General features: G+C 55.4%; 20 protein-coding genes. 17 read left to right on the top strand and 3 right to left on the bottom strand.

Annotation, left to right across the window (positions count from 1 at the left end):
• Positions 1-208: 208 nt before the first annotated feature.
• The 7 genes from B9Y55_RS03110 (at position 209) to B9Y55_RS03080 (ending at position 8,028) form a co-directional block, all read left to right on the top strand.
• Complete coding sequence (locus B9Y55_RS03110) at positions 209-1,087, top strand: MurR/RpiR family transcriptional regulator (protein ID WP_085543902.1); 879 nt, start codon at positions 209-211, stop codon at positions 1,085-1,087.
• Positions 1,088-1,117: 30 nt separating this feature from the next.
• Complete coding sequence (locus tag B9Y55_RS03105) at positions 1,118-2,458, top strand: aspartate aminotransferase family protein (RefSeq protein WP_085543901.1); 1,341 nt, start codon at positions 1,118-1,120, stop codon at positions 2,456-2,458.
• 57 nt (positions 2,459-2,515) lie between these two features.
• A complete protein-coding gene (locus B9Y55_RS03100; protein WP_085543900.1) occupies positions 2,516-3,466 on the top strand; it encodes a TAXI family TRAP transporter solute-binding subunit in 951 nt (316 codons plus the stop codon).
• 64 nt (positions 3,467-3,530) lie between these two features.
• Positions 3,531-5,459, top strand: a complete 1,929-nt coding sequence (locus B9Y55_RS03095) for a TRAP transporter permease (RefSeq protein ID WP_085543899.1) — start codon at positions 3,531-3,533, stop codon at positions 5,457-5,459.
• Between the two features lie 19 nt (positions 5,460-5,478).
• Positions 5,479-6,186: a CoA transferase subunit A gene (locus B9Y55_RS03090; RefSeq protein ID WP_085543898.1), complete on the top strand. Its 708-nt coding sequence runs from the start codon at positions 5,479-5,481 to the stop codon at positions 6,184-6,186.
• Positions 6,170-6,847 carry a 3-oxoacid CoA-transferase subunit B gene (locus B9Y55_RS03085; RefSeq protein ID WP_085543897.1) on the top strand — a complete coding sequence of 226 codons (678 nt, stop codon included), beginning with the start codon at positions 6,170-6,172 and terminating at the stop codon, positions 6,845-6,847. Before B9Y55_RS03090 ends, B9Y55_RS03085 begins: the two co-directional genes overlap by 17 nt.
• Positions 6,847-8,028, top strand: coding sequence for a thiolase family protein (locus B9Y55_RS03080; protein ID WP_085543896.1), 1,182 nt, complete (start codon positions 6,847-6,849; stop codon positions 8,026-8,028). Before B9Y55_RS03085 ends, B9Y55_RS03080 begins: the two co-directional genes overlap by 1 nt.
• A gap of 114 nt (positions 8,029-8,142) precedes the next feature.
• Here the strand turns inward: B9Y55_RS03080 and B9Y55_RS03075 are convergent, their stop codons facing one another.
• Genes B9Y55_RS03075 through B9Y55_RS03065 form a run of 3 tightly spaced genes read right to left on the bottom strand, consistent with a single transcriptional unit; the run spans position 8,143 to position 13,240 of the window.
• Positions 8,143-8,850, bottom strand: coding sequence for a hypothetical protein (locus B9Y55_RS03075; RefSeq protein ID WP_085543895.1), 708 nt, complete (start codon positions 8,848-8,850; stop codon positions 8,143-8,145).
• A gap of 2 nt (positions 8,851-8,852) precedes the next feature.
• On the bottom strand, positions 8,853-12,209 hold the full coding sequence (locus B9Y55_RS03070) for a response regulator (protein WP_085543894.1): 3,357 nt from the start codon (positions 12,207-12,209) through the stop codon (positions 8,853-8,855).
• A complete protein-coding gene (locus B9Y55_RS03065; RefSeq protein WP_159448212.1) occupies positions 12,209-13,240 on the bottom strand; it encodes an ABC transporter substrate-binding protein in 1,032 nt (343 codons plus the stop codon). The genes B9Y55_RS03070 and B9Y55_RS03065 overlap by 1 nt, the downstream gene beginning before the upstream one ends.
• Positions 13,241-13,371: 131 nt before the next feature.
• Here B9Y55_RS03065 and B9Y55_RS03060 point away from each other — a divergent pair, with 131 nt between their 5' ends.
• From B9Y55_RS03060 to B9Y55_RS03015, 10 genes are all read left to right on the top strand, one after another.
• Positions 13,372-13,959, top strand: coding sequence for a flavin reductase family protein (locus tag B9Y55_RS03060; protein WP_085543892.1), 588 nt, complete (start codon positions 13,372-13,374; stop codon positions 13,957-13,959).
• A gap of 152 nt (positions 13,960-14,111) precedes the next feature.
• Entirely contained in the window at positions 14,112-14,894 is a 783-nt protein-coding gene (locus tag B9Y55_RS03055; RefSeq protein ID WP_085543891.1) for an IclR family transcriptional regulator, read from the top strand.
• Entirely contained in the window at positions 14,891-15,184 is a 294-nt protein-coding gene (locus B9Y55_RS03050) for a beta/alpha barrel domain-containing protein (RefSeq protein WP_143340792.1), read from the top strand. Before B9Y55_RS03055 ends, B9Y55_RS03050 begins: the two co-directional genes overlap by 4 nt.
• A gap of 131 nt (positions 15,185-15,315) precedes the next feature.
• A complete protein-coding gene (locus tag B9Y55_RS03045) occupies positions 15,316-15,948 on the top strand; it encodes a TetR/AcrR family transcriptional regulator (protein WP_085543889.1) in 633 nt (210 codons plus the stop codon).
• Positions 15,945-19,070: an efflux RND transporter permease subunit gene (locus tag B9Y55_RS03040; RefSeq protein ID WP_085543888.1), complete on the top strand. Its 3,126-nt coding sequence runs from the start codon at positions 15,945-15,947 to the stop codon at positions 19,068-19,070. Before B9Y55_RS03045 ends, B9Y55_RS03040 begins: the two co-directional genes overlap by 4 nt.
• Entirely contained in the window at positions 19,067-20,368 is a 1,302-nt protein-coding gene (locus B9Y55_RS03035) for a TolC family protein (protein ID WP_085543887.1), read from the top strand. The genes B9Y55_RS03040 and B9Y55_RS03035 overlap by 4 nt, the downstream gene beginning before the upstream one ends.
• A complete protein-coding gene (locus tag B9Y55_RS03030) occupies positions 20,365-21,468 on the top strand; it encodes an efflux RND transporter periplasmic adaptor subunit (protein WP_085543886.1) in 1,104 nt (367 codons plus the stop codon). Before B9Y55_RS03035 ends, B9Y55_RS03030 begins: the two co-directional genes overlap by 4 nt.
• Before the next feature lie 84 nt (positions 21,469-21,552).
• Positions 21,553-22,437, top strand: a complete 885-nt coding sequence (locus tag B9Y55_RS03025) for a type 2 periplasmic-binding domain-containing protein (RefSeq protein WP_085543885.1) — start codon at positions 21,553-21,555, stop codon at positions 22,435-22,437.
• Positions 22,438-22,440: 3 nt separating this feature from the next.
• Positions 22,441-23,916, top strand: coding sequence for a hypothetical protein (locus B9Y55_RS03020; RefSeq protein ID WP_085543884.1), 1,476 nt, complete (start codon positions 22,441-22,443; stop codon positions 23,914-23,916).
• The gene (locus tag B9Y55_RS03015; RefSeq protein WP_085543883.1) at positions 23,876-24,973 is read left to right on the top strand and encodes a response regulator; all 1,098 of its coding nucleotides are present in this window, start codon (positions 23,876-23,878) and stop codon (positions 24,971-24,973) included. Before B9Y55_RS03020 ends, B9Y55_RS03015 begins: the two co-directional genes overlap by 41 nt.
• Positions 24,974-24,988: the final 15 nt, after the last annotated feature.

The raw sequence follows: 24,988 nt of genomic DNA, 5'->3' as shown, positions 1-24,988 counted from the left end.
AACAGGCAGGTCGAGTATACGATTGGGCGAAACAGGGCGTAGGCGGAACGATCTCTCCGAGGGGACTCGAAAGTGAGTTTTTAGAGGTTCCCTAAAGGCTATAGGTTACCACCTTAAGGACCTGGAGGAAACAGAACAGGTATTTGACACATCCGCTTTTTCAGTCTAATATGACTAAAGACGGAAATCCTGCAAGATACACACCTACATGATTTTTTTGATTCAAGGAAGGGGAATCAGCAACTTGCTCAAGGAAAAGATAGCCTCGGAGATAAAGGGATTTTCGCCGTCTCAGGCCAGAATAGCCCGATTCATACTGGATCACCCTCGGGAGGCCCCCTTCATGACCGCCAGTCAGATGGCCGAGAGGATCGACGTCAGCGAATCGTCGGTGATACGTTTCGCCTCTCACCTTGGCTACTCAGGTTACCCAGACCTAAAGGAAGCCATGAAGGAACTGCTATTGGACCAGATGACAACCATAGAGAGGATGGCCCTTTACGACGACGATCACCACAAGGAATCGACCTGTCAGAGGACCATGGCACTGGACATGCTGGACCTGGGAGAGGCCCAGAAAGGGCTGGACCCAGCGAAGGTGGAACACTTCGCTAAGGCACTGGTTCAGGCGCCATCGGTCTATTTCGCCGCCCAGAGAAGCTCCTCGGTTCTCGCCCAATACCTCGGCTTCTACCTGTCCTGGTTCCTCCCTTCGGTGAACCACCTGACGGCGGACCTGTTCAGGGAAAATCTCATCACCGCTCCCTCCGAAAGCCTGGTGGTAGGTATCAGCTTTCCCAGGTACTCAAGGTGGACGGTGGACGTGGTTTCAATGGCTAAAGAGAGAGGCCACAGGATAGGGGTTATAAGCGACAGCAGCGACAGCCCTATGGCTCAGTCGAGCCCGGAACACACCTTAGTCGTCCCATGCAGACATATATCCTTTATAGATTCCTTCACCGCCCCTATGAGCCTGATGAACTGCATCATTATGGCGGTGGCGGAGGAGCTGGGAGATAAGGCTAAGGGTAGGCTTGTAGAGCTGGAGGAACTCTGGACCGAGGGGTCGGTCTATTCGAGCAAATAGAGAGAAAAAACTCAGGAGGTGCGAAGGGGAATGGATTTCGGCAAACTCATACCAAGAAACTACAAGGCGGAGCTGAGGAAGGCCGTTCGGGGGAAGGGCATATACCTCTACGACGACGAAGACAGAGAGTATATCGACGGTTGTTGCGGTGCTCTCATATCCAGCTTAGGTCACGGCAACGAGGAGGTGGCGAAGGCGGTCTACGACCAGCTGCTTACGTTGGAGTTCGCCCACCCCTCACGGTGGAAAAACGACGCCACCTTAGAGGCCGCCGAGGAGGTCGCATCCATAGCCCCAGGGGACCTCAAAAACGTCTGGTTCGTAAGCGGGGGAAGCGAGGCCATCGAGTCGGCCTTAAAGCTAGCGAGGCAGTATTTCGTCGAGAGAGACGGCAAGGGCTCGGGAAAGACCACCTTCATAGCCCGGTGGAACTCCTATCACGGATCCACCATAGGTACCATGGGGCTGGCGGGAAGCATGGCCCGCCGGAGGGAATTCACACCCCTCTTCCAGGAGAGCCCAAAGATACCTCCCCACTACTGCTATCGCTGTCCCTACGACATGACCTGCCCTTCCTGCGAGCTTAAGTGTGCCACAGCCCTGGAGGACGAGATCCAGCGAATCGGCCCGGAGAGGGTCATAGCCTTCGTGGCGGAACCGGTGGTCGGCTCTACCGTAGGTGCCCTCAACCCGCCGGAGGGATACTGGCAGAGGATCAGGGAGATCTGCACGAAATACGACGTGTTGCTAATAGCCGACGAGGTCATGACTGGAATAGGCAGGACGGGCAAAGCCTTCTGCGTGGATCACTGGGACGTGGTTCCAGAGATAATCTGCTCCGCCAAGGCCATGGCCAGCGGCTACTCCCCGGCGGGAGGAATTCTGGTCAGCCAAAAACTAGTAGACGTCCTCAAAGGAGGCAGCGGAGCGTTTCAGCACGGCCACACCTACAACGCCAACCCAGCCTCCGCAGCGGCGATCACCGCCACCATCAGGATAATGAAACGAGACGGACTATTTGAAAACGCCATGAAAAGAGGGGAACAGCTCATGGCGGGACTTAAGGACATGATGGACCTCCCCATAGTCGGCGACGTAAGGGGATTGGGCCTCATGAGAGGGATAGAGATAGTGGCGAACAAAGACACCAAAGAACCCTTCCCCCCATCCATCAAAGCGGCGGCGCTGGTGACCTCCTGCTGTATGGACCAGGGGCTGGTGATCTACCCCGGCACGGGGATGATAAACGGAGTGGCAGGGGATCAGTTCCTCATCGCCCCTCCCCTCATAGTCACAGAGGCACAGATAGACGACATACTCAAAAAGCTGAGAGCGGGCCTGGAAGAGGCCTGTGTGAGGTTAAAGCCATAGATAAGGAGGCCTTTAAGCGACAAAGCACCGCAAACCCGAAAGGAGGAGAGTAAGCACATGAAGAAAAAGGTATTAGCTCTAGCACTATGCTGCGCCATGGCTCTAGGAGGGACCGCCAGCGCCAGAACTTTCATAACCATCGGATCTGGAGGGGTCGGAGGAACCTACTATCCCCTAGGAGGCTCTATGGCGGAGGTACTGACCAAGGCGGATATAGACGTCAAGGCGACCTCTAGGTCTACCGCCGCGTCCAGGGAAAACTGTCGACTTGTAGCATCAGGCAGGGCCCACATAGGGATGACTATGGGATCAACCCTCTATCAGGCCTACAAGGGCACCGACGCCTTCGAGGCCGACGGCGCTCTTCCTCTGGAGATACTTTTCAACATGTATCCCGCACCACAGCACCTAGTGACCACCACCAGAACGGGAATAACCTCCTTTGAGGAGCTTAAGGGCAAAAAAGTATCCCTCGGCGCTCCGGGCAGCGGAAACCAGGTTTTAGCCAGGATGATACTGGAAGCGGCAGGCATGGACCCTGATAAGGACTTCTCCGCCCAACAGCTCACCCAGCCCGAGGCCGCCATGGCCCTTAAAGACGGCAACGTGGACGCGGTTTTCTGGAACTTCGCCGCCCCCGGCTCGGCGGTAATGGAGGTATCGGCGGTCAGAGACGTAGTCCTGATCCCCCTGCCGGAGGACCTAGTGAAGAAGGTAGTCGAGAAAAACTCCTTCCTTTTCCCCTACACCATAAAGAAGGAAGTTTACTCCGGCCAGACAAAAGATGTCCTCACCGTGGCGGACGGAAACTACCTTGTGGTCAAAAAAGGCATGGACGAGACACTGGGATACAACCTCACCAAAACCCTCATAGACAACCGAGAGGCCTTCATGAAGGTGACCCAGCAGGCGGTCCACTTCGCCCCTGAATCCTCCTCCGTGGGGATAATCCCCTTCACCCCTGGAGCTGTCAAATACTTCAAGGAGCAGGGCATAGAGGTAGAGTAGAAGAAAAAACCCAGGCTCCCCCCTTAAGGGGGGAGCCTGTACACCAAAAAGGGAGGGTTCACACATGACGTCTGCGGAAAACATCAGGCCACCTATACCTATAGAGGAGTCGGAGTCGAAAAAAAGGGAGCTGTCGGGATGGCAGTACAAGGTAGTGGCGGGGCTGGCTCTGGCGGCCTCATCGTTTCACCTCTACACCGCCGCCTTCGGCCTGCTCTCCGCCATGTATCAAAGGAGCCTCCACTGGCTACTCATGGGAGTCCTCCTGTTCCTCATATACCCGTCGTCCAAAAATCGTCCTAAAGGCAGGATAGAGATAATAGACTGGGTCCTAGCGGGGCTTCTGGCAATAGGCTGTCTTAATATAATCATAAACTGGCCCACCATAGCGATGAGAGAGGGCACACCGATCGCCTCGGATGTCTACCTAGGCATAATCATGGTGGTGCTGGTCATAGAGGGAACCAGGAGGGCCATGGGCTGGCCTCTTCCTATAATGGCAATACTGGCCATACTTTACGCCTTCTTCGGCCCTTACTTTCCGGGGATACTGGGCCACGGAGGAATTCCCCTCGACGAGCTGGCCCCCTTTCAGTACCTGAGGACCGACGGTATCTTCGGCGTCCCCCTAGGTGTCTCGGCGAGCTTTATATTCCTCTTCGTCCTGTTCGGGGCGTTTTTAAGCACCTCTGGAGCGGGCCAGTTTTTCATAGACCTGGCGGTGGCCCTTACCGGACGGAGCCAAGGCGGCCCAGGAAAGGCGGCGGTGGTAGCCAGCGCCCTCATGGGGACGGTCTCAGGCAGCTCCTGCGCCAACACGGTGACAACCGGGGCCTTCACCATACCTCTTATGAAGCAGTCGGGATATAAAAGCGAGTTCGCCGGAGCTATCGTGGCGGCGTCCTCCACAGGAGGGCAGGTTATGCCCCCTGTCATGGGAGCGGCGGCATTCATCATGGCCCAGTTCCTCGGCATATCCTACTGGGAGATCGTGGTAGCGGCGGCGATCCCAGCGACACTCTACTTCGTCTCCATAATGGCAATGGTCCACTTCAGGGCGGGCAAAATCGGCATGAAAAGACTCAGCGGCGACGACCTGCCGGTTGCGAAAAAAGTCCTCAAAGAGGGCTGGCATCTCCTCATACCTATCCTTACATTGATAGCCTTCCTGGCGACAGGATACTCGCCGGTTAAGGCGGTCTTCTGGTCCATCGTCTTCCTGATAGGCTGCTCCTGGGTCGGCAAACCGGAACACCGAATGACCCCTGCCAGAATCCTACAGGCGATGATCGACGGAGCCATAGGTGCGGTCGACGTAGCGGCGGCCTGCGCCTGCTCGGGAATAGTCATAGGGGTCATAGGCATAACAGGGGTAGGTCTGGCCTTCTCGTCCTTCGTCCTCAGCCTGTCACATGGAATACTGCCCCTGGCTCTGATTCTCACCATGATAGGATCGATAATACTGGGGATGGGAGTTCCAACCACCGCCCAGTACATCATCACGTCGACCTTGGCTGCCCCTGCCCTGGCGGAGATGGGGGTTCCTATGATGGCGGCCCACCTTTTCTGTCTGTACTTCGGGGTTCTGGCCGACGTGACTCCTCCTGTGGCCCTGGCTACCTACGCCGCTTCAGGGATATCCAAATCCAACCCCATGAAGACGGGCTTCACGGCTCTAGTGGTTGCGGTGGCGGGATTTTTAGTCCCCTATATGTTCGTCTACAACCCCTATCTCCTGTTCCAGGGGAACATATTCCAGATCGCCTTCGGCTTTGGAGCCGCCTTTTTAGCCATAGTGGGACTGGCGTCGGGGGTACAGGGATATTTCCTCACCCACATCAACATACTGGAGAGACTGGCCCTGCTGGCCCTTCCGTTCCTGATAATAGTCCCCTCTATGATGGCCAACGGCCTGGCGGTGGCGTTGATGGCGGGAGTGGTCCTTTTCCAGAAGGCGAAAATAGCGAAACTGAAGGCCGAACCGGCCTCCTAACAGAAAGGGGTTATACGCGATGCCTATCACTGTGATAAAGCCCGTCGTATCGGCTACCGAGGCCATCTCCTACGTAAAGGACGGAGCCTCGGTGATGGTCGGAGGGTTCAACTACGGAGGAGTCCCCTATACCTTGATAGAGGCCCTCTGTAAGGCTGGCACGAAAGACCTCCACCTCATAGCAAACGACACGGTGTACGCCGACGACCGCCATCCCAAGGGGGTCGGACACGGATCGCTGGTGGTCAACGGACAGGTAAAGAAGGTCACAGCGTCCCACGTAGGGCTAAACAAAGAGACCCAGAGACAGTACAACCAGGGGACCCTGGAGCTTGAGCTTGTCCCTCAGGGGACCTTCGTGGAGAGGATCAGGGCGGGAGGATTCGGCCTGGGAGGATTTCTCACCCCTACAGGGGTCGGGACGGTGGTGGAGGAAGGGAAACAGATCATAGAGGTCGAGGGGAAAAGGTACATCCTGGAGCTACCTCTCAGGGCGGACGTGGCCCTCATAAAGGGCCACCGGGCGGACCGCTACGGCAACCTGACCTACTACGGCACAAACCGCAACTTCAACCCAGCCATGGCGACGGCGGCGGACCTGGTTATAGCTGAGGTCGACTCGGTGGTGGAGCAGGGAGACCTGGATCCCAACGAGATAGTGACCTCGGGGATAGTGGTGGACATACTGGTTCTAAAGGGGGACTCTTTCTATGCTACCCGTACTTGATGAAGAGCTGATCAGACACAGAATAGCCAAGAGAATAGCCCTGGACCTTGAGAACGGCTCGGTTGTCAACCTGGGCATAGGCATACCTACACTGGTTTCCGACTACATCCCCGAGGGAGTGGACGTGGTCTTTCAGACGGAAAACGGCGTCGTCGGAGCGGGCCCCAAGCCCGAGACCACCGACTGGCGGTTCATAGGGGCGGGAGGCCGTTGCCTCACCATAATCCCCGGAGGATCGCTGGTGGCCAGCGACACCAGCTTCGGCCTCATCAGAGGAGGACACCTGGACGCCACCGTCCTCGGAGCACTGGAGGTGGACCAAGAGGGCAACCTGGCAAACTGGATGGTCCCGGGGAAGATGGTCCCAGGGATGGGAGGAGCTATGGACCTGGTCACCGGGGCGAGGCGGGTAATAATAGCCACCACCCACGTCACCAAAAAAGGGGCTCCTAAGATAATACCCAGCTGCACCCTGCCTCTGACGGGCATGGCGGTAGTCGACACGGTGGTGACAGAGTTCGCCCTGTTCCGTTTCGTCGACGGAGAACTGACCCTGTTCGAGATAGCGCCGGAGGTAACGGTGGAGGATATAAAGGCGAACACCACCGCCCAGTTCACCGTATCCCCGGACCTCGCCACCATGAAAGGATGTGACCTCTGATGGGCAGACCGGTCATACTGGCGACCTGTAGGACCCCAGGAGGCAAGTACGGAGGGGTATTCTCCAAGATAACCGCCCCGGACCTGGGGGCCATAGCCATAAAGGAAGCTCTATCCAGGTCGGGACTTTCGGCTGAACAGGTAGAGGAAGTCGTCATGGGCAACGGCTGGCAGGCAGGGGTAGGGGCAAACCCCGCCAGGATAGCCATGTACCGAGGAGGGATCCCCGAGTCGGTTCCCGCCTACACTATCAACAAAAGGTGCGGCTCCAGCGTCAAGACAGCCATGCTGATATCGGACAGAATTCGCCTGGGGGACATAAAAGCGGGGATAGCGGGAGGAATGGAGAGCGCCAGCAACGTGCCCTATCTGCTGGAGGGAGCCAGGTGGGGTTACAGGATGGGTGAAAAACCGGTCCTCGACGGCCTCCACAGAGACGGATTTATGTGTCCTCTGGCGGAGATGCTCATGGGAGCTACAGGGGAGATCCTGGCACAGGAGCACTCTATATCCAGAGAGGAGCAGGACAGCTACGCCTTCAACAGCCACAGAAAGGCCTCGGAGGCCATAGGCCTGGGCAAGTTCTCCGACGAGATAGTGGCGGTGAAGATAAAAGACCGCAAAAAAGGGGAAATCGTCGTCGATACCGACGAGATCCCCAGGGCGGACACCACGATCGAGAAGCTGGCGAAACTCCCCCCGGTCTTCGCGAAGGACGGAACCATAACCGCTGGCAGCAGCTCCGCCCTCTGCGACGGTGCCAGTGCCATGGTCATAGCCGACGGCGACTGGGCAACCTCCATGGGACACAAGCCCCTGGCGGAGATAATAGGCTACAGCTCCGCCGCCCTGGACCCTAAGCACATGGGACTGGGACCGGTCCACTCAACCCCTAAAGCCCTCGCCATGGCGGGACTGACCCTGGAAAACGTCGACCTCATAGAGCTGAACGAGGCCTTCGCCGCCCAGGTCCTGGCGGTCCACCGGTCTATGCCCTTCGACATGGATCGGTGCAATATATACGGCGGAGCCATCGCCTTAGGACATCCCATCGGGGCCACAGGGGCGAAGCTCATAGCGACCATGGTCCACGGCCTGATCAGAGAGGACAGGGAGATCGGCCTCGTCACCGCCTGTATCGGAGGAGGACAGGGAGTCTCCATGGTTATAAAAAGGCTGTAAAGGACATATCTAAAAACGCTGAACCTCGGAGAGATCGTTCCGGCGTAGGCGGAACGATCTCTCCGAGGGGACTCGAGGGTGAGTTTTTAGAGGCTCTCTAAAGATCAAAAAAGGTTAAGGATCGGGAAACAGCGCCTCCAGGCCGGATGAAAGACAGAACACCACCACCAACCAGGCGGAAGCCTTCACCAGAGGACCGGCGGACAGCACAGATGCCCAAAGAGGCACGGTAGCAGGGAGGCTGGTCAGCCGGGACGCCGCCGAACCTACCAGCCATAGGTGGCCGAAGGCCCCTGCGATGGCCATAGCCACCACGCCGTAAGCACACAGGACGAGAACTCTGGAGGAAAAATATCCAATAGCCCTCCATTTTCTGTCGCCCCGAGACAGAATCATGTAGGACGACACCGACATAATCAAAAACGACAGGACCATACCGGGCCATAGCAAAAATCTCCTGGTTATCTGGGATGACCAGACCACAAGCCCCGAGGCCTCTTTGGCTCCTAAGACGAGCCTGGCCCCTCCGTCGTGGTTGAAGTACCTCACGACCGCCCTGCCGGAGGCCAGGTCGCTGGAGTCGGAGGAACGGACCTCACCGGCGGCCCAACCGTCGAAAAAACCGAGCCGACCGGGCAAATGGTCGACCACCCCTTGCCTTATGCCCGAGCTGGCCACGACGCTTAGCCCCGAATAGGAGGAGACAAGATAGCTATCGATCCTCTGTGCCCCTCCCAGCAAAACCCCCGCCCAAAACAGGGCCCAGAGGACAGGCGCCACCCGTTCCCTCCAGTTATCCAACAAAGTAAAAAACATATTCACCGTTACACCAAGCCTCCTCTTGATCTTTCGGAGGCAAAACGGGACGTTTCCTCCACTTCATCCGCCAATTGATACAGCAGCTCCCTCATAGGAGAGGAATCCGAAGCTCCATCGGAGACCTGCCCCTTCAAAGTCGACTCCACCCAAGCAGCACAGCCACTCAGCCTTTTAAGCCCCAGGTTTCCCGCCGCTCCTTTGAACATATGGGCCACCGCGACACCTTCCTCCCAGTCCTCCCTGTCCGCAATATCCCTTATCTCACCCTGTTTTTTGCCGTAGGTATCGTAAAAAAGGGCTAGCATCTCCATCAGGAAATCCAGGTCGTCGCCGACGCTTACCAAACCGTCGGCCTGATCGAAAACCGGAAGCTCCCTCCAAGGTAATTCTCCCTCAGAGGGACCGGATATCTCCTGTGGGACCTCCTCTGCCTCAGCCCCATCATCGGCGACTCCTTTTACATGGATCGCCAAAACCGACTCCAGGTCAGCAGGGGAGATAGGCTTGGTCACGTAGTCGTCCATCCCTGCGGCGATACACTTCTCTTTGTAACCCGAAAGGGCGTGGGCGGTCATGGCGATAATAGGGATCCTGTGGGCTCCCGACTTGGTCTCTATCTCCCGAATCGCTGCGGTAGCCTCGAAACCGTCCATAACAGGCATCTGGACGTCCATCAAGATAGCGCTATAGCTCCCTGAAGACCACATCTCCACCCCTTCCCTGCCGTCGGAGGCGGTGTCACAGGAGTACCCAATTTTGGAAAGCAGTGCCATAGCGACCTGCTGATTTATCCGATTATCCTCCACCAAAAGCAGCCTGCCTTTGTCCAGCTGGCGATCTCTCGGAGAGGAGCCTTCGTCTTTGACGGTGGATCCTGAGATCAAAGAAACCACAGCTTTAGATAAGGTGGAGGTTCTAGCGGGCTTTATAAGCCACAGACAGCGTTCGATAGAGTCTATCAGATCCGCAGAGGGCTGGTCCCCTATGGAGGACAGAAAGAGAATCGGAACCGACGAGACGTCCCTTATGGACCTTGCCAGCGATATGCCGTCCATCTCGGGCATCTGGACGTCCAGAATAACAAGGTCAAACCTATCGGGATTTCCCTGAACTATCCTCAGGCTATCGGTAGGGGAGGAACACATCTCGGAGATCATTCCCCATCCTCCCAGCCTCTCGGACAAAACGAGAAGGTTATCGGACGTATCGTCCACCAGGAGGACCTTCTTGCCCAGCAAAATCTCCCTAGGGACCCTGTCCTCCCTAACATCTTCCAAAGCCATAGGCAGAGGCAGGTTGAACCAGAAATCCGACCCGGAGCCCTCCACGCTTTTGGCCCCTATTCGACCTCCCATAAGCTCAACGAGCCTCCGTGAGATGGCCAGCCCCAGTCCGGTGCCTCCAAACCGCCTTGTGGTGGTCGAATCCACCTGTTCGAAGGCATCGAATAAAACACCAACCCTCTCGGAGGGGATGCCTATTCCCGTATCGACGACGGAAAATCGGACGTTAAAAGCATCTCCTACGGAGCTGTAAAGGGAGACTTTAACCTTTACCTCTCCCTGGGAGGTAAACTTCACTCCGTTGCCCACCAAATTGACCAGGATCTGGCGAATCCTGACCGGATCTCCTCTCAGAAAACGGGGGACATCGTGATCTATGGCGTATGAAAGCCCTATTCCCTTCTCCTCCGCCCGATGGAACAGCATCTCCACCACGTCCTCGAGGAGAACCTGGAGATCGAAGTCCAGCGACTCCAGCTCCATCTTGTCCGCCTCTATCTTGGAGAAATCGAGTATATCGTTTATGAGCCCAAGCAACGACTCTCCGCTGGTCTGGATTATTCTGGCGTAATGACCCTGCCTATGGTCCAACTCGGTATCCAGCAAGAGGCCCGCCATGCCTAACACGGCGTTTAGAGGGGTCCTTATCTCGTGGCTCATGTTGGCTAAAAAGCCGCTTTTAGCCCTGTTAGCCTCCTCCGCCTCCGCCCTGGCCCTTCTCTCCGAATCCTCCGCCGCCTGTCTATCGGCGACCTCTCTCTGAAGCTCTCCTATGAGCTGGTCCTTCTGGACGTATCTGAAGAGGGCCAGCAAAGCCACAGCGGCGAACAGCAGGTAAAAGGAGATCAGTATCCTGCCGTTGCGAATTATTAGCCTCTTAGGCACCAGCTTGACCAGCTCCCATGACACCCCAGGGAGGGGAATGGACACCGATAAATAACGGAGCGGGCAGTCTCTCAAGCCATCCGGCCCCATCAGGATCTGATCTCCTCGCCTCATAAAAATACTCTCCGACTGAAAAACCTCTCCGAAAACCGGATCCAGATCCATCTTCACCACGACGACCCCTAAAACCTGGCCCTGACGGTCCACCAGAGGGCGGGAGAAGTAGGCACCGACCTTATCGGTCACCGCCCCTAGGGCGTACAGCAGACCGTTTTGGCCCGACATGGCCTGTTTGAAATAACCTCTAAAGGAAAAATTATGGCCCCTCAGAGAGGGATCGGAGGTAGCCACCACGTCGCCGGAAACGTCGGTTATAAAGACCAGGCTGGAACCGAGCCTTCGGTTGATGATCCTGAGCTGTATATCCGATCCAAAACCGGAGGAGGAAAGAGCGGACAGGGAGAGAGGATCGGAGGCCACCGTTTTAGCCATGGAAATCCCCATCATCTCGAAAAAAGCCAGCTTCCCCTTGGTCATCTCCAGCCTTCTGTAGCTCTCCTGGAGAAGGCCCTCCCTGAAATCGTCCTCCATCTTTTTTACAGTAACAGCTCCTGCCACGGTAAAGAGGGTAAAAAGGAGGAGTCCGACGTTTAAGACCGACCTAGCCTTAGGGGACATAGAGTCGCTGGAGAGAAGAAAGTACATCAAAAACCCGACGGAGCCGATCAAGGCCGCCAATGGAATCACGTCGGCAAGAGGGGAAAAATAGGAGATAATGACGTAAGCCCCTTCGGACTCGAAAAGCACCCCTACCAGACGGGCGGTTCTTCGGCGTTGCACCTCATCGATATCGATCCCCATGAGGGAAAATCCCACGATGAGCAACATAGCCCCCCCTAAGTAGAACGTCCCTGGGAAAAAAAGCAACGCCGCCCCGCCGAGCAAGCCAAACCTGATCCGTAGATCACCTAAAAGCCTGAAGGCCAACCAGGAGCACAGAGCAATCGACAGGCCATATCCCAACCTCTCCAGCTCCGGCGAGAGGCTCATGGAACGGACCACACAGGACGCCAGCCATCCGCCACAGAGGAGATAGAGAGCCCCTCTGTGGCGGTATATCATGACCGACAAGCCCCACAGGAACAGAGCGTATCCTGAGGCGACAGGGAAAGCCAGTTCCCTGAGATAGTCCATCAGTCCAAAAACTGATCTACCAGGCCAGCAAACTCCTGGGAAAGGCCTATTCCCAGGTCCGAAAGCCGACCTCTGTTTACCGCTATGATAGAGGCCCTGGCGTCCTCTACGGGAATATCGCTGATCGAATGGCCTTTAAGCAGCCTGGCTGCCATCATACCGGTCTGAAAACCCATCTGGTAGAAATCCACGCTAACCCCACCGTAGAATCCCAGCTCGGTGAAGGAGGAGTTAAGGGCCAGATCGGGCTTGGATATGACGGAGATCATAGGCCCCACCAGGTCCGCCATGGTCATAAAGCCACCGGAACGATCTCGGACGGACATAGTAGCGGGGATCCAGCCGTCCACAGTATCGTCGGCCCCTACCACCTTAGCTGCATCCATCACCTCGTCGTAGCTATCGGCACCGAAGAACAGCAGTTTCTCGCCGTAAGGAGTGGAGCTCAGCTCGTCCTCTATCTGCTGCTTTATGATCATCCCTACAGGATCCCTCGAGTAGAGCACCGCCACCTTATCGAGCGGCCTCTCCAGAAGGACCTCCAGCATCTCCATCTGCTCTTTCATAAAAAGATACTCGAAAACCCCGGTGACGTTTTTATCCGGCCTTCCCGAGCGATCGAGGAAAGGTTCGATCTTGTTATACTCCTCCACCGACCGGTTAAGACCGGTGAAAACCAAGTACATAGAGGGATGTTTAAGGACCTCTCCGTACAGTCTGGCGAAAGCCAGATCGTCTACGGTGACCACCATAGCGGGCTTTAACTCCCTGATATCCCCTATTATGGCCTCGATATCGCCATCTATCTCCTGAGGGGACCTCCGTCGAGAATCGAGATAATATCCCCGAAAAGACAGGTCTGGAATCCCGCTCTGTTTGAGTGCCTCCACCACCGCATCGTACTGAGGCTGGCCGCACATATCCCCCTGGTGGTAGCTGCCTACCATGAAGATCTCCATAGCGAAGGCCCCTCGGGGCAGGACCGACAACACCGCCAGGACTATTCCTAACAGGACACTTTTTTTAAACATTAAAACTACTCCTCTCCGATCTCTCGCTCCATAAAGGACTCCAAAGTCTTCACTGACGCACAGTTCCATTATAGAAGCTGTACAATAGGAACACAATGCGGCACGACCGCTGTAGGAAAGGAGACATAATCATGAAAATAGACATAGGGAAAACCACCACCCCTCTTTACCCCGCACCGGACCTGATAGTGGCGACCTACGACGGAGAGGGGAAACCTAACGCTATGGCCGCCGCCTGGGGTGGAGTCTGTGCCTCAACGCCGCCCTCCATTGCGATATCCGTAAGGCGGGAGAGACACACCTTTCTCGCCTTAGAGGAGCGAAAGGCCTTCACGGTAAACATACCCTCCGAGAGGTTCGTTGCGGAGGCGGACCTTTTCGGCATGATATCGGGCTCGGAGTTCGACAAGTTCGCTATGACAGGATTGACAGCCACGAGAGGGACCTCCGTGGACGCTCCGACCATCGAGGAGTTTCCCATCTCCATCGAATGCAAACTGGTCCAGACCGTGGAAATAGGCTCTCACGTCCAGTTCATAGGTGAGGTCCTGGCCTGTTTTGTGGACGAAAGCTGCCTGGACAAGCAGAACCGCCCGGACCCCAAGATAGTAAAGCCCATAATATTCATGCCGGGATTCGGCAGGTACTACGGACTTGGGGAGGAAATAGCCAGGGCCTACTCCATAGGCAAGACCCTCATAAAGGGGGATAAAAAGTGAGTTTTTAGAGACACCCCCAAAAAGGCGAAGATCCTTGAGATCTTCGCCTTTTTCCATTCAGTGAAAAGGATAAACTCTTGACGGAACTGGCTTTGAGAGATATGCTTTATCTGTTCCATCAGGCAAATCTTAATGCCGAGAGGTAAAGACAAATGTCCGAAAACGGAGGAATCCGTGTTTTAGAGAGGGCCCTTGGGGTGCTGGACCATATGGCCAGGACCCCCGGCAGGACCGGAATAACCGATATAGCCGAGGGAACAGGTCTGCCTAAAGCCACGGTACACCGAATACTCCAGACCCTTGGGAACAAAAAGGTCGTTGTCCAGGGGGACGACGGAGGATACTCTATCGGCCCGGCGGTGCTCTACTGGTCCGACTCTTTTAGGGCCAGATCGGTGCTGCCCCACCTCGCCCATCCGGTGATAAAAAAGCTGTGGGAGGCCACAAAGGAGACGGTTCACCTGACAGCCTACGACGGAGAGACCGCCTACTACGTCGACAAGCTCGAGAGTCCCCATCCTGTGGGCATGAGGTCCCGCATAGGGGCGGAGCTCTGCCTCCACACCACCGCCGCCGGTCGGTCCATAATGGCGGCTATGGATAAAGAATCTCTTGATAGCTACCTGGAAAAAGCGACTTTCGAGAAAAAGACGACCTCCACCATAGCCACAAGGGAGGAACTGGAGGCCCTTTTGGACGATATACGGCTCAGGGGCTACGGCTGGGAAAACCAGGAAAACGAGGAAGGCATAAGGTGTATAGGCTCGGCCATCCTGAGGGGAAAGCATCGCCCCATAGGGGCCATAAGCGTCTCTATCCCGGCCTACAGGCTGGACGAAGGGGACGTGCCGTCCCTGGGAGAGGCGGTCAAGAAAGCGGCGGAGAATATCTCCAAGCTTATAGACGGAACAGACCAAGTAGAAGGAGGAAGATGACCGTGCCGGAGGGCAAAGGCGATATCCTGAGGGCCATAGGTGAATCGGGAATCGTAGCGGTTATCAGGGGAAAGGACGAAAAACAGGGAATGGCCCTGTCGAACGCTGTGTATAAGGGGGGCATCAGAGCCATCGAGGTGACCATGACGATCCCAGGGGCGGTGGAGACGCATCTGGACGGGTCCAGAGATAACACAGGCATTCACCGGCTCAGCCGGAGGAGAAATCGAGGCGGTAGCCAGAAGCTAGGCCTCGGTATCGGAGAAACACCCCGCAAAAGGACTTCTTGAAGAGAAAACTACTGAGAACGGCCCCTCTAACACAACGGAGAGGCCGTTCTTTTTACGTTTTTTTACGTTGACCTGTTGACCGATAGTCAGTACAATGACCAACGTTCATCGGGACAAAGAGAGGTGAGGGCGTGGCGGGAAAGATCAACAAAAAGAGAAAAGAGCTGCTGGAGGACATAATGAGGGAAAGCCTTCTCGAGGCAACCAGGATGGTCCTGGCGGAACACGGGTGGGACGGGACCACCATGGACAGGGTGGCCGCCAGGGCAGGGGTAGCCAAGGGGACCATATACAACTACTTTCAGGACAAGACGGAGCTAATGGCCTCCCTTAGGGGAAAGCTCTCTCAACCGTACATCGACGCACTTCAGAGGATAGCGTCAGGGAACGGAACCGCCTTAGAGAGGTTGGACAGGTTCGTCGTCCTCGCCTTGGAGGACCTTTACCTCAACGCAAAGCTCATAAGGGCCATTATCGTAGGACACATGATGGACCGGTGTTTTACGCTGGATAAGCTGACCGACCCTAACATAGTGCCCCTAAAGATACACAACATACTCGCCGGACTTATAACCGAGGGGATAAGCTCCGGAGAGATTAAAGACGTAGATCCTGGGGCCGCAGCTACGATGATACAGGGCGGGATAATAGAGGCGATGAGACAGGTAACGCTTTTTGAAAAGCCTATGGACAGGGAAAAGCTAATAGGGACTTTCAGGTCCCTGTTATTCGACGGCATAGTGAAACGGGGAGATAGAGAATGAGAGGCCTCATAGAGACTGCGCTGAAACGTCCGGTGACGGTTATCATAGCCACCTTGGCCCTGATAATCTTTGGACTGTTTTCACTCAACACAATGGGAGTGGAGAGGATGCCTAACGTGGACTTCCCCTTCGTAATGGTGACCACCACCATGGAAGGGGCCAGCCCTGCGGTCATGGACAACGACGTGACCGACGTCCTGGAGGAACGGATAAATACCATAGACGGCATAAAGAACATCGACTCCAGCAGCTACGAGGGCTCGTCGATTATAGCCATAGAGTTCGAACTTGACAAGGACGTGGACGTGGCTGCCTCGGACGTCAGGGCCAAGGTCAACCTGGCAAAGGGAAGTCTTCCTGACGAGGCCGACGACCCTGTGGTCGACAAGTTCAGTTTTTCGGACATGGCAGTTATGACCATAGCGGTCAAGAGCGACTCGGACGAGAAAACCACCGCGACCTACGTCGACAAGGTGGCCAAGCAGAGACTCCAGACGGTCAAAGGGGTCGGCAACGCTCAGACCGTCGGGCTCAGGGAAAGGGAGATAAGGATATGGCTCAATCCAGCCGCCCTACAGGCCAGAGACCTCACAGCTACTGACGTCAAAAACGCCATCCACGAAAAGCACGTAGAGCTCCCGGCGGGCAGAATAGAATCGGACTCCCAGGAATACGGCATAAGGTTGGCAGGGGAGTACACCTCCATAGACGCACTGAAGGACATGGTGGTGGCCAGAGTGGACGGAGCACTGGTCAGGCTCAGGGACGTCGCCAGGGTCGAGGACGGCTTCACCGACAAAAGGAGCGTAGCGCTTTTCAACGGAGATCCCACCATACTGATCCAGATAAGAAAGCAAAGGGGCACCAACGAGGTAGCTTTGGCCCAGGATGTCAGAAAGATGGTGGACAAACTACAGGCAACCGCACCTAAGGGCGTAACCCTTGAGGTAGTTCAGGATTCATCACGGTTCATTCAAAGATCTATGAGCGGCGTAAAGGGAGACATCCTGATAGGAATAATGATGACGTCGGTCATAATGTTCCTGTTCCTGCGGACCATAAGGGCTACCTTCGTGGCGGTTGTAACGATACCGGTCTGCCTGCTGGGAAGCATGGTGGTCCTGAAATCCATGGGGATAACCATAAACAACATGAGCATGCTCGGCCTGTCCTTGGCGGTCGGGATGGTGGTGGACAGCACTACCGTCGTCATGGAGAACGTACATCGCCACAGGGAGATGGGCAAAACGGGCATAAGATCGGCGGCGGACGGCACATCGGAGGTCGGATTCTCCGTCTTAGCGGGAGCGGCGACCACTATGGCTGTGTTTTTGCCCGTTGCCTTCATGAGCGGCATCATAGGACGCTTCTTCTACACCTTCGGCATAACCGTAGCCATGACCATTCTCATATCCCTCTGCCTCTCCTTGACCCTGACTCCATTCCTGTGCTCCAGGATACTGGGAAGACAGAGTGACACCAGGCTATCTCGGATCATGGAGGCCCCTCTTATCGGCCTTGAAAGACTCTACTCGGGGCTCCTCAAAGCGGCGGTACGGCACAAAATCATCACCATCGCCGTCGGCATAGGTGTTTTCGCATCGGGTATATGGATGTCAACAAAGCTTGGCACAGAATTTTTCCCAAGCGAAGACAAAGGAAGATTTAAGATAGACTTTGAGCTTCCGGCTGACGCATCCCTCCAGCAGACTGAGGCGTTCCTCCTCAAGGCGGGAAACCTGGTGGGGAAAGACCCCAGAGTTGTATACACCTACGGGACGGCTGGATCAGGCCAGGGCGGCGAGGTCTACAAGGGAACCCTCAACATTGAGCTTGTCCCCAGAGACCAAAGGCCTCCTGTCAACGCTATAATGGGGGAATACAGGAAGAAATTCTCGGTCTATCGAGACGTCGACGTTATAATGGGCAACTGGGGAGGATCGGATATATCCCTGGTGCTCCAGGGTAACAGCTCTGAGGAGCTTGCCAAAATAGGAGAATCGATGAAAGCAGACCTCCTCAAGGGAAGCACCGGCCTGGTGGACATAACGACCGACCTTAGGATGAACAAACCCAGGATAAACCTGGCTATAGATCGAAACCTGGCAGACGACCTGGGGATAAGCATCCGCAGCCTCTCAACTGAGATAAAGACCTACTTTGGAGGGACCAACGCCGGAAGCTACAAAGAAGGCGGATATCGATACGACATCCGACTCAGGGCGGACGAAGGGGACAGAAACACTCCCGACAAGGTCTCGGACATAGCGATCAGAGGAGGGGACGGCAGCCTCATCAAGCTACCGGGGCTCATAACCCCTCAGATGGAGCTGGCACCTAACGTCATAAAGAGACACAACAGACAAAGATCCTTAGAAATAGGGGCTAACACGAGCGGAATCGCCCCGGGAGAGGGCATAGTCCAGATGGAAGAGGTCTTCAGAAAATACGCCCCAGCGGACGGATCGGTCACCATGTCGCCGGCTGGAGATACCGAGACGATGAAAGAGAGCTTCGCGTCGCTTGTCACCGCCCTGGCCTTCGCCATAATGCTGGTCTACATGGTCATGGCGGTTCAGTTCGAGTCGTTCCTCCACCCCCTAACGGTCATGTTCTCCCTGCCCCTTATGACCGCAGGGGCCTTCGGACTGTTGCTGCTGGTGAACGTCAGGCTCAGCGTCATGAGTTTTATGGGAATAATCCTCTTAGTAGGGATCGTCGTCAATAACGCCATACTCCTGGTGGACTTCACCAACCAAAGACGGGAGCAGGGCCTGGACAAGGTCTCCGCCATACTGGAGGCCGCACCACTGAGGATGAGGCCGATCCTGATGACCACCTGCTCGACTATGGTCGGAATGTTGCCTATAGCCCTAGGGCTCAGCGAGGGAGGAGAGATCAGACAGCCTATGTCGGTAGCGGTAATAGGGGGACTCATTACCTCCACCCTCCTGACACTGGTTGTAATACCGGTCATATACCTCATAGTGGACGACATATCGGATAAAACGAAAAGGATGTTCTCCAAAATATCCGCCGTAATAAGAGGCAGAAGGATGGCGGCTTCCGGAAACCTTCCCAAGAGATCGATAACATTGGAGAGGAGCGAACAGGCTCAATGAACTCAAAAAAAGCAACCTGCCTTCTGGCAACGGTAGTCACTCTGCTATGGGCTATGCCTGCCCTGGCTGTGGACCTGACCCTCCAGGAGGCGGTACAGACCGCTCTGGATAAGGACATCGACGTCCTAAAAGCCCTGGAGGATACAAAAAAAAGCGACGCAGCTAAAATAGTGGCGGAATCCGCCTTGCTGCCATCTCTTAACCTGGGATTTAACTACACCAGAAAGGACGGCAACTACGCTTTGGCGGGGCAGAGAGACGCCTACGGTGCGTCTCTGACGGTGACTCAGCCCCTCTACACCGGAGGAAAGGCGACGGCCCTTCTCCGTCAGTCTCAGGCCTACGAGGTCTCGGTGGTCCAATCCGTCGAGAACCAGAAAGAGGCGGTAGCTCTGGTGGTCATAAGGCAATTCTCCAACATACTTCACCTGAGAGAAAACGTTGCCGCCGCCAGAGACTCCCTCTCCTTCGCCGAAAACCACCTTAAAGAGGTGGTAAAAAAAGAGGCCCTCGGGGTGGCAAACCGCTTCGAGGTGACCAGGGCGGAACAGCAGATGAGCAGCTACAGGACCCAGCTCATAGCGGCGGAGAACGGCTTAGAATCGGCGAAAATAGCCCTTCTGACCACCTTGAGACTCGACCCTCACTCGGAGATAGAGTTTCAGGGAGAGCTAAAATACACCATGTACTCCGGCGATAGACAGGACTCGCTGGCGAGAGCCATGAACAACCGCAACGACCTCCGGGCCGCTATAGCCTCTCTCTCCGTCCAGAAAGACGAGATCCAAGTCGCCGCCAGCGGCCTGAGGCCCAAAGTCGACCTCAAGGCCTCCTACACCTGGGACGACCCGAAAGCGGCTAACGGAGACGAAGACGACGACTGGAAAATAGCCCTGGAGGTGGACATACCACTTCTGGACCGAAACGAGACAAAAGGCAAAATCATCCAGCAAAAGGCCATCTACCGCCAGCAGGAACTGGAGCTTGAGCGACTGAAGGAGGCTATAGTCAGCGACGTGGCCCAGGCCTGGCTCGACCTGGAGACCGCCGAGGAGACGGTGAACTCCACCTCTTTGGACCTCCAGCTGGCCTCCGAGTCCCTCAGACTATCCCAGGTTGGCTACAGGGAGGGAGTCAGCTCTCAGATCGACGTCCTCGATGCCCAGGCGTCCTACACCAAAGCCAGACAGGAACACGCAGCGGCTCTAAGCGATTACGCCGTAAAGGTAGCTACGCTGAAGAGAATCGAAGGAGAACTTGTCCCATTTATAATGACATTCGGAGGTGATATCTCTTGAACCGACTGAAAGTGGCCTATGCTGCGGTAATTATAGCGATGTGGCCGTTCTGCGCCCCTGCATTAGCCCAGGATCCCGTCCCTCCCGCCAGGGTAGAGGTTATAGAGATCGTGACGGAGCCCCAGGTATACAAAGGCTTCTCGGAGAACAGCACATTAGAGGCCATAGACCAGGTTACCATATATCCCAGGGTCTCCGGCAGGCTGATGAAAATGTTGGTCAAGCAGGGAGATCCGGTCAAGTCGGGACAGCCTCTGGCCGAACTGGATCACCGGGAGATGGACGCACAGATAGCCCAGGCCCAGGCCCAGATAGCGGTGGCCCAGGCTCAGGTAGCCCAGGCCATGGCGGAGTTGGAGAACGCCCAGAGGGAGAGGGATAGGTACAAAAGGCTGGTAACCGAGGGTTTCTCCACCCAGCAGCAACTAGACAGCAAAGAGACGATCTACAGGACCGCCAAGGCCGCCGTCGACCTAAACAGGGCCCAGGTCCGTCAGTATCAGGCCAACCTCAAGAGGCTCCAGGTGGACCTGTCGGAGTACACCCTTAAGGCGTCTATACCGGGAACGGTGGTAAACGACTACAACCGGACGCCAGGGGAGATGATAACGACCCAAACTGCGCTGGTTCAGATAGCCGACACCACCAGGCTGAAAGCGGTCATCCAGGCCACCGAAGCCCACGCAAAGCTCATAGAGAACGGCATGGCCGCCATCGTCACGGTAGGGAACACCAGACTCAACGGGCAGGTCTACCGGGTCAGGCCCTTCGTCGACGTCAGCACCAGGACCACCCAGGTAGAGGTGGCGGTGGACAACTCGGCGGATCTAAAACCTGGAATGTTCGCCAGGGTCTTCATCGTGGAGAAAGAGCTTAAAGACGCCATAATGGTGCCCCCCGAATCTATCAGGACCCTGGAGGACAGCTCCTGGGTGATGATCAGCAGAGAGGGAAAGGCCCATAAAGTGGAAGTATTGACCGGAATAACCGCCGACGGCAGGGTAGAGATTATCCAGGGGATCTCACCAGGAGACAAAGTAATCGTCTCAGGAGGACGAAACCTGGAGGACCAGGATCCTATCACCGAAATCGCGAGATAAAAAGAGGCCCCTAGGGGCCTCTTTTTGCGTCTAAAGCCTCTGGCCCTGTATAATCGTATTAGGGGATAAAGAGGAGGGGTTTCTATGAGGAGAACTATAAACGCCACAGCCTTGGCTATCGCATCGATAGCTATCCTGACATGTCAGACCTGGGGAAGTACACTTCAGGACGTATTGGACCGAGGGCAACTGAGACACTTAGGGGTCCCTTACGCTAAGTTCGTAACCGGAGCCGGGGATGGCCTGGACGTCGAGCTTATGAAGCGTTTTGCCGATCATCTGGGAGTCGCCTACTCCTACGTACAGAGCGACTGGGACAACGTTATACCTGACCTCATAGGCAAAGAATTGTCGGTAGTCCAGGGGAAGGCTCTCCTGGGGGAAAAAAGACCGATCAGAGGGGATGTCATAGCCTCTGGTCTTACGGTTCTCGACTGGAGGGAGGAACTTCTCCTCCTGTCCTTTCCTACCTTCCCGACTCAGGTATGGCTCCTGGCGACCTCCAGACACCCCTACAGGCCTATAGAGCCATCGGGGTCTATCTCCACCGATATAGAGAGGACCAGAGATATGGTAAAAAACTCCACCGTCATGGGACTAAAGGACACCTGTCTGGACCCCCTTCTCTACGACCTGGATAAAAAAGGGGGAAAGATCGTTTACTTCGACGGAGAGACCAACGACTTAGTACCTGCGATGATAAAAGGGGTATCGGACCTGTTGCTCCTTGACGTCCCCGATTTCCTGGTCTCCCTGCCATCCTGGCAGGGCAGGATAAAGGTCCTTGGACCGATAACTGAGACTCAGACAATGGCGGTGGCCTTCTCGCTGGAAGGCAAAGAACTCAAAGACAGCTTTGAGACCTTCTTCGCCGAATTAATCGAGAAAGGGGAGTATCGAGAGATGGTCACAAAATACTACCCCGGCCTGTTTAACCACTTTCCACTATTTCTGTCCAACCGGAACTAGACCATGAGCTACAGGGAAAAGACGATCGCCACCGCTAGGATAATCGCAGGTCTGGCTCTGATAATCCTCACAGCAACCGTATTCTCCCTCAACGAAGGGGAGAAAAACGCCTTTAGAGAGAGGGGACTTAAGGATTTTTCCTACAGAGCGGATCACCTGGCGACCCTTATGAGCTACGTCCTGTTCGAGAGAAAACAGGACGGAGAGGACATCGCCAACAGCCGAGAGCTGGTCTCCTACTTTCAGGGAATTGACCTGGGAATGTCCTCCCAATACGGCCTGATGGCCGCCAAGGAAAACATCCAGGAACTACTTAAGAAAAAGCTCCAGGCCACCACCTTTCAGGACAACCCGGTATACAGTCGAATAGCGATCATACTGGACGGAGGCAGACCTTTGGCGGTAGTGCCTTCGGTTATAGACTCTCCGCCTAACTGGGCGAAATATCGCTACACATTGGACCAGAAGGGAAGGGTCACCTCCGAGTGGGAAGGGGGAACCCCTAGACTGGTGATCTCGAGGCCTTTTTTCTACAAAGGGCGGTATCAGGCCCAGATAGTCCTATGGATAGTGCCGTCGGATATGCTGGCGAGGATAAGGATGACCCATAACGCCATGCCCTGGGACCAGGTTTTCATAACTACCTGGAACGGCCAAAGGGTAATCAGCCCCTTTGGGGAGAGAGAGACCTCCACGATGTTCCAGATGATGGAAGGGACCCAGGGACCGAATATACTGAAAGTAGGAGGAAAACATCTCCTCGTGGCAAAATCGGATATACCGGACACTCCGCTCTCCCTCTACCTGGTAGCACCGGAGGATAAAGTCCTGAGCAAAAAAGGCCTGGATATATCCTCCTCCTACATGGGGATCCTCTCTCTATCGCTGTTTATTGCGCTTATCGGACTGGTGAGGACAAAGACCAGAGAGGAAGAGCTTTTGTCGGACCATCGAAAAAGGGAGAGACTCCTGAGTATAGGTAGACAAAGGCTGTCTCTGTATCGAAAAAAAATAGCCCTACTGAGAAGCGGGAAAGCAGCTCTTACCTGTGATCGCTGCGTGGGGCCTTCCTCAGCCCCTCTCTGGGAGATAATAGACCGGGAAAAATTCTCAAACCTACTGGATATGATTGGAAACCAGGAGGACATTCTGGAGGGGATCATAAGGGATTTTCTGGACGTCCTGCCAGGAATGGTCAAATCTGTGGAGAAATCACTGAGAGAAGGGGATCTGAGGGCGACCGAGGAGAGCTGCTCCACCTTGAAAGACGCCCTCCAGTCCATAGGCTGTAGCTCTTTAGGCGAAATATGCACATCCATTCAGGCGGAAGTCGCAAACGGAGAGCCAGCCGACCTGGATAATCTTGAAAAAGACCTGCTATCTGGGATAGATACGCTCGTACGGGAGCTCACAAAAGGAGAATGGAGGCGGATAAGATATGGCGACCGTATTGATAGTCGACGACGACCTGATAACTAGAGCGGTGCTGGCAAAGGTGATCCGAGGTATGGAGCACCAGGTCATTGAGGCTTCCAACGGTCTGGAGGCGGTTCAACTGGCTACAAAGGAGCCAGGGCCGGAGATCATACTGATGGACGTTACCATGCCCATAATGGACGGCATAGAGGCCACCAGACAGATCAGATCCCTGGGGATACCGGCGGTAATAATGGTCCTCACCTCCGACGACTCCACCGAGACGATCCAGAAGGCCGTTCACGCCGGTGCGGACGACTACCTCAGCAAACCTATAAACCAGGCCCAGATATCCACCAGGCTGGACATGGCCCTAAAGGCATCGGGATTCTACCGCTATCGCCATAAGTTCGCCTGTCAGATGAAAGATCTAAGCGAGATCTCCGTAAAAAACGGCTCGTCTATGGATTTAATGGCGGAGAAAAACGAAAACCTACTCTCCGACCTTATAGGGACCTTAAACCTGGTCGCCAGAATGAGGGATAACCAGACATACGAACACACCACCAGGGTCGGATGGCTATCGGGCCTCATAGCCCGGCGATTAGGGGAACCGGAGGACGAGGTTCTAGCCCTGAGACTGGCGGCTCCCCTACACGACCTGGGGAAAATAGGCATACCGGACTCCATACTTCTGAAACCGGACAAACTTACGGACAGAGAGTGGGACGTAATGAAAGAGCACACCGTCTACGGCTGGAAAATCCTAAACCGTTTTTCCTCAAGCATCCTGAAGGTCGCCGCAACGGTGGCCCTCAGCCATCACGAAAGGTGGGACGGCAAGGGCTACCTCAGAGGGTTAAAAGGAGAGGACATAGACCTGGCGGGAAGGATAGTCACAGTAGCCGACTGTTTCGACGTAATTGTGACCCCTAGACCTTACAAGAAATCCAGACCTATATCCTGGGGCTTCGACGAAATAGCTTCACTTGCGGGGAAGCAGTTCTGCCCGAGGACGGTGGAGGCCTTTTTGAGTTTAAGGGACGAAATAGAGCCGAGATATCGGGCAAACTACGAGCAGCAGGAAGAAGAATCCATAGAGCCTGAGAGAGAGAGATAACAGAGGCGGGGTTTT

The sequence above is a fragment of the Dethiosulfovibrio salsuginis genome (genome assembly GCF_900177735.1).
GTDB lineage: Bacteria > Synergistota > Synergistia > Synergistales > Dethiosulfovibrionaceae > Dethiosulfovibrio > Dethiosulfovibrio salsuginis.
The sequence above is the reverse complement of the archived record's forward strand: the minus strand, read 5'-3'. Positions and strand labels throughout refer to the sequence as shown.

Coding starts and splice junctions, on each gene's coding strand:
- B9Y55_RS03015 (WP_085543883.1), top strand. CDS start 23,876: ATGGCGACCGTATTGATAGTCGACGACGACCTGATAACTAGAGCGGTG.
- B9Y55_RS03050 (WP_143340792.1), top strand. CDS start 14,891: ATGACCGTGCCGGAGGGCAAAGGCGATATCCTGAGGGCCATAGGTGAA.
- B9Y55_RS03055 (WP_085543891.1), top strand. CDS start 14,112: ATGTCCGAAAACGGAGGAATCCGTGTTTTAGAGAGGGCCCTTGGGGTG.
- B9Y55_RS03105 (WP_085543901.1), top strand. CDS start 1,118: ATGGATTTCGGCAAACTCATACCAAGAAACTACAAGGCGGAGCTGAGG.
- B9Y55_RS03095 (WP_085543899.1), top strand. CDS start 3,531: ATGACGTCTGCGGAAAACATCAGGCCACCTATACCTATAGAGGAGTCG.
- B9Y55_RS03100 (WP_085543900.1), top strand. CDS start 2,516: ATGAAGAAAAAGGTATTAGCTCTAGCACTATGCTGCGCCATGGCTCTA.
- B9Y55_RS03025 (WP_085543885.1), top strand. CDS start 21,553: ATGAGGAGAACTATAAACGCCACAGCCTTGGCTATCGCATCGATAGCT.
- B9Y55_RS03110 (WP_085543902.1), top strand. CDS start 209: ATGATTTTTTTGATTCAAGGAAGGGGAATCAGCAACTTGCTCAAGGAA.
- B9Y55_RS03065 (WP_159448212.1), bottom strand. CDS start 13,240: ATGTTTAAAAAAAGTGTCCTGTTAGGAATAGTCCTGGCGGTGTTGTCG.
- B9Y55_RS03035 (WP_085543887.1), top strand. CDS start 19,067: ATGAACTCAAAAAAAGCAACCTGCCTTCTGGCAACGGTAGTCACTCTG.
- B9Y55_RS03085 (WP_085543897.1), top strand. CDS start 6,170: ATGCTACCCGTACTTGATGAAGAGCTGATCAGACACAGAATAGCCAAG.
- B9Y55_RS03060 (WP_085543892.1), top strand. CDS start 13,372: ATGAAAATAGACATAGGGAAAACCACCACCCCTCTTTACCCCGCACCG.
- B9Y55_RS03090 (WP_085543898.1), top strand. CDS start 5,479: ATGCCTATCACTGTGATAAAGCCCGTCGTATCGGCTACCGAGGCCATC.
- B9Y55_RS03040 (WP_085543888.1), top strand. CDS start 15,945: ATGAGAGGCCTCATAGAGACTGCGCTGAAACGTCCGGTGACGGTTATC.
- B9Y55_RS03020 (WP_085543884.1), top strand. CDS start 22,441: ATGAGCTACAGGGAAAAGACGATCGCCACCGCTAGGATAATCGCAGGT.
- B9Y55_RS03080 (WP_085543896.1), top strand. CDS start 6,847: ATGGGCAGACCGGTCATACTGGCGACCTGTAGGACCCCAGGAGGCAAG.
- B9Y55_RS03070 (WP_085543894.1), bottom strand. CDS start 12,209: ATGGACTATCTCAGGGAACTGGCTTTCCCTGTCGCCTCAGGATACGCT.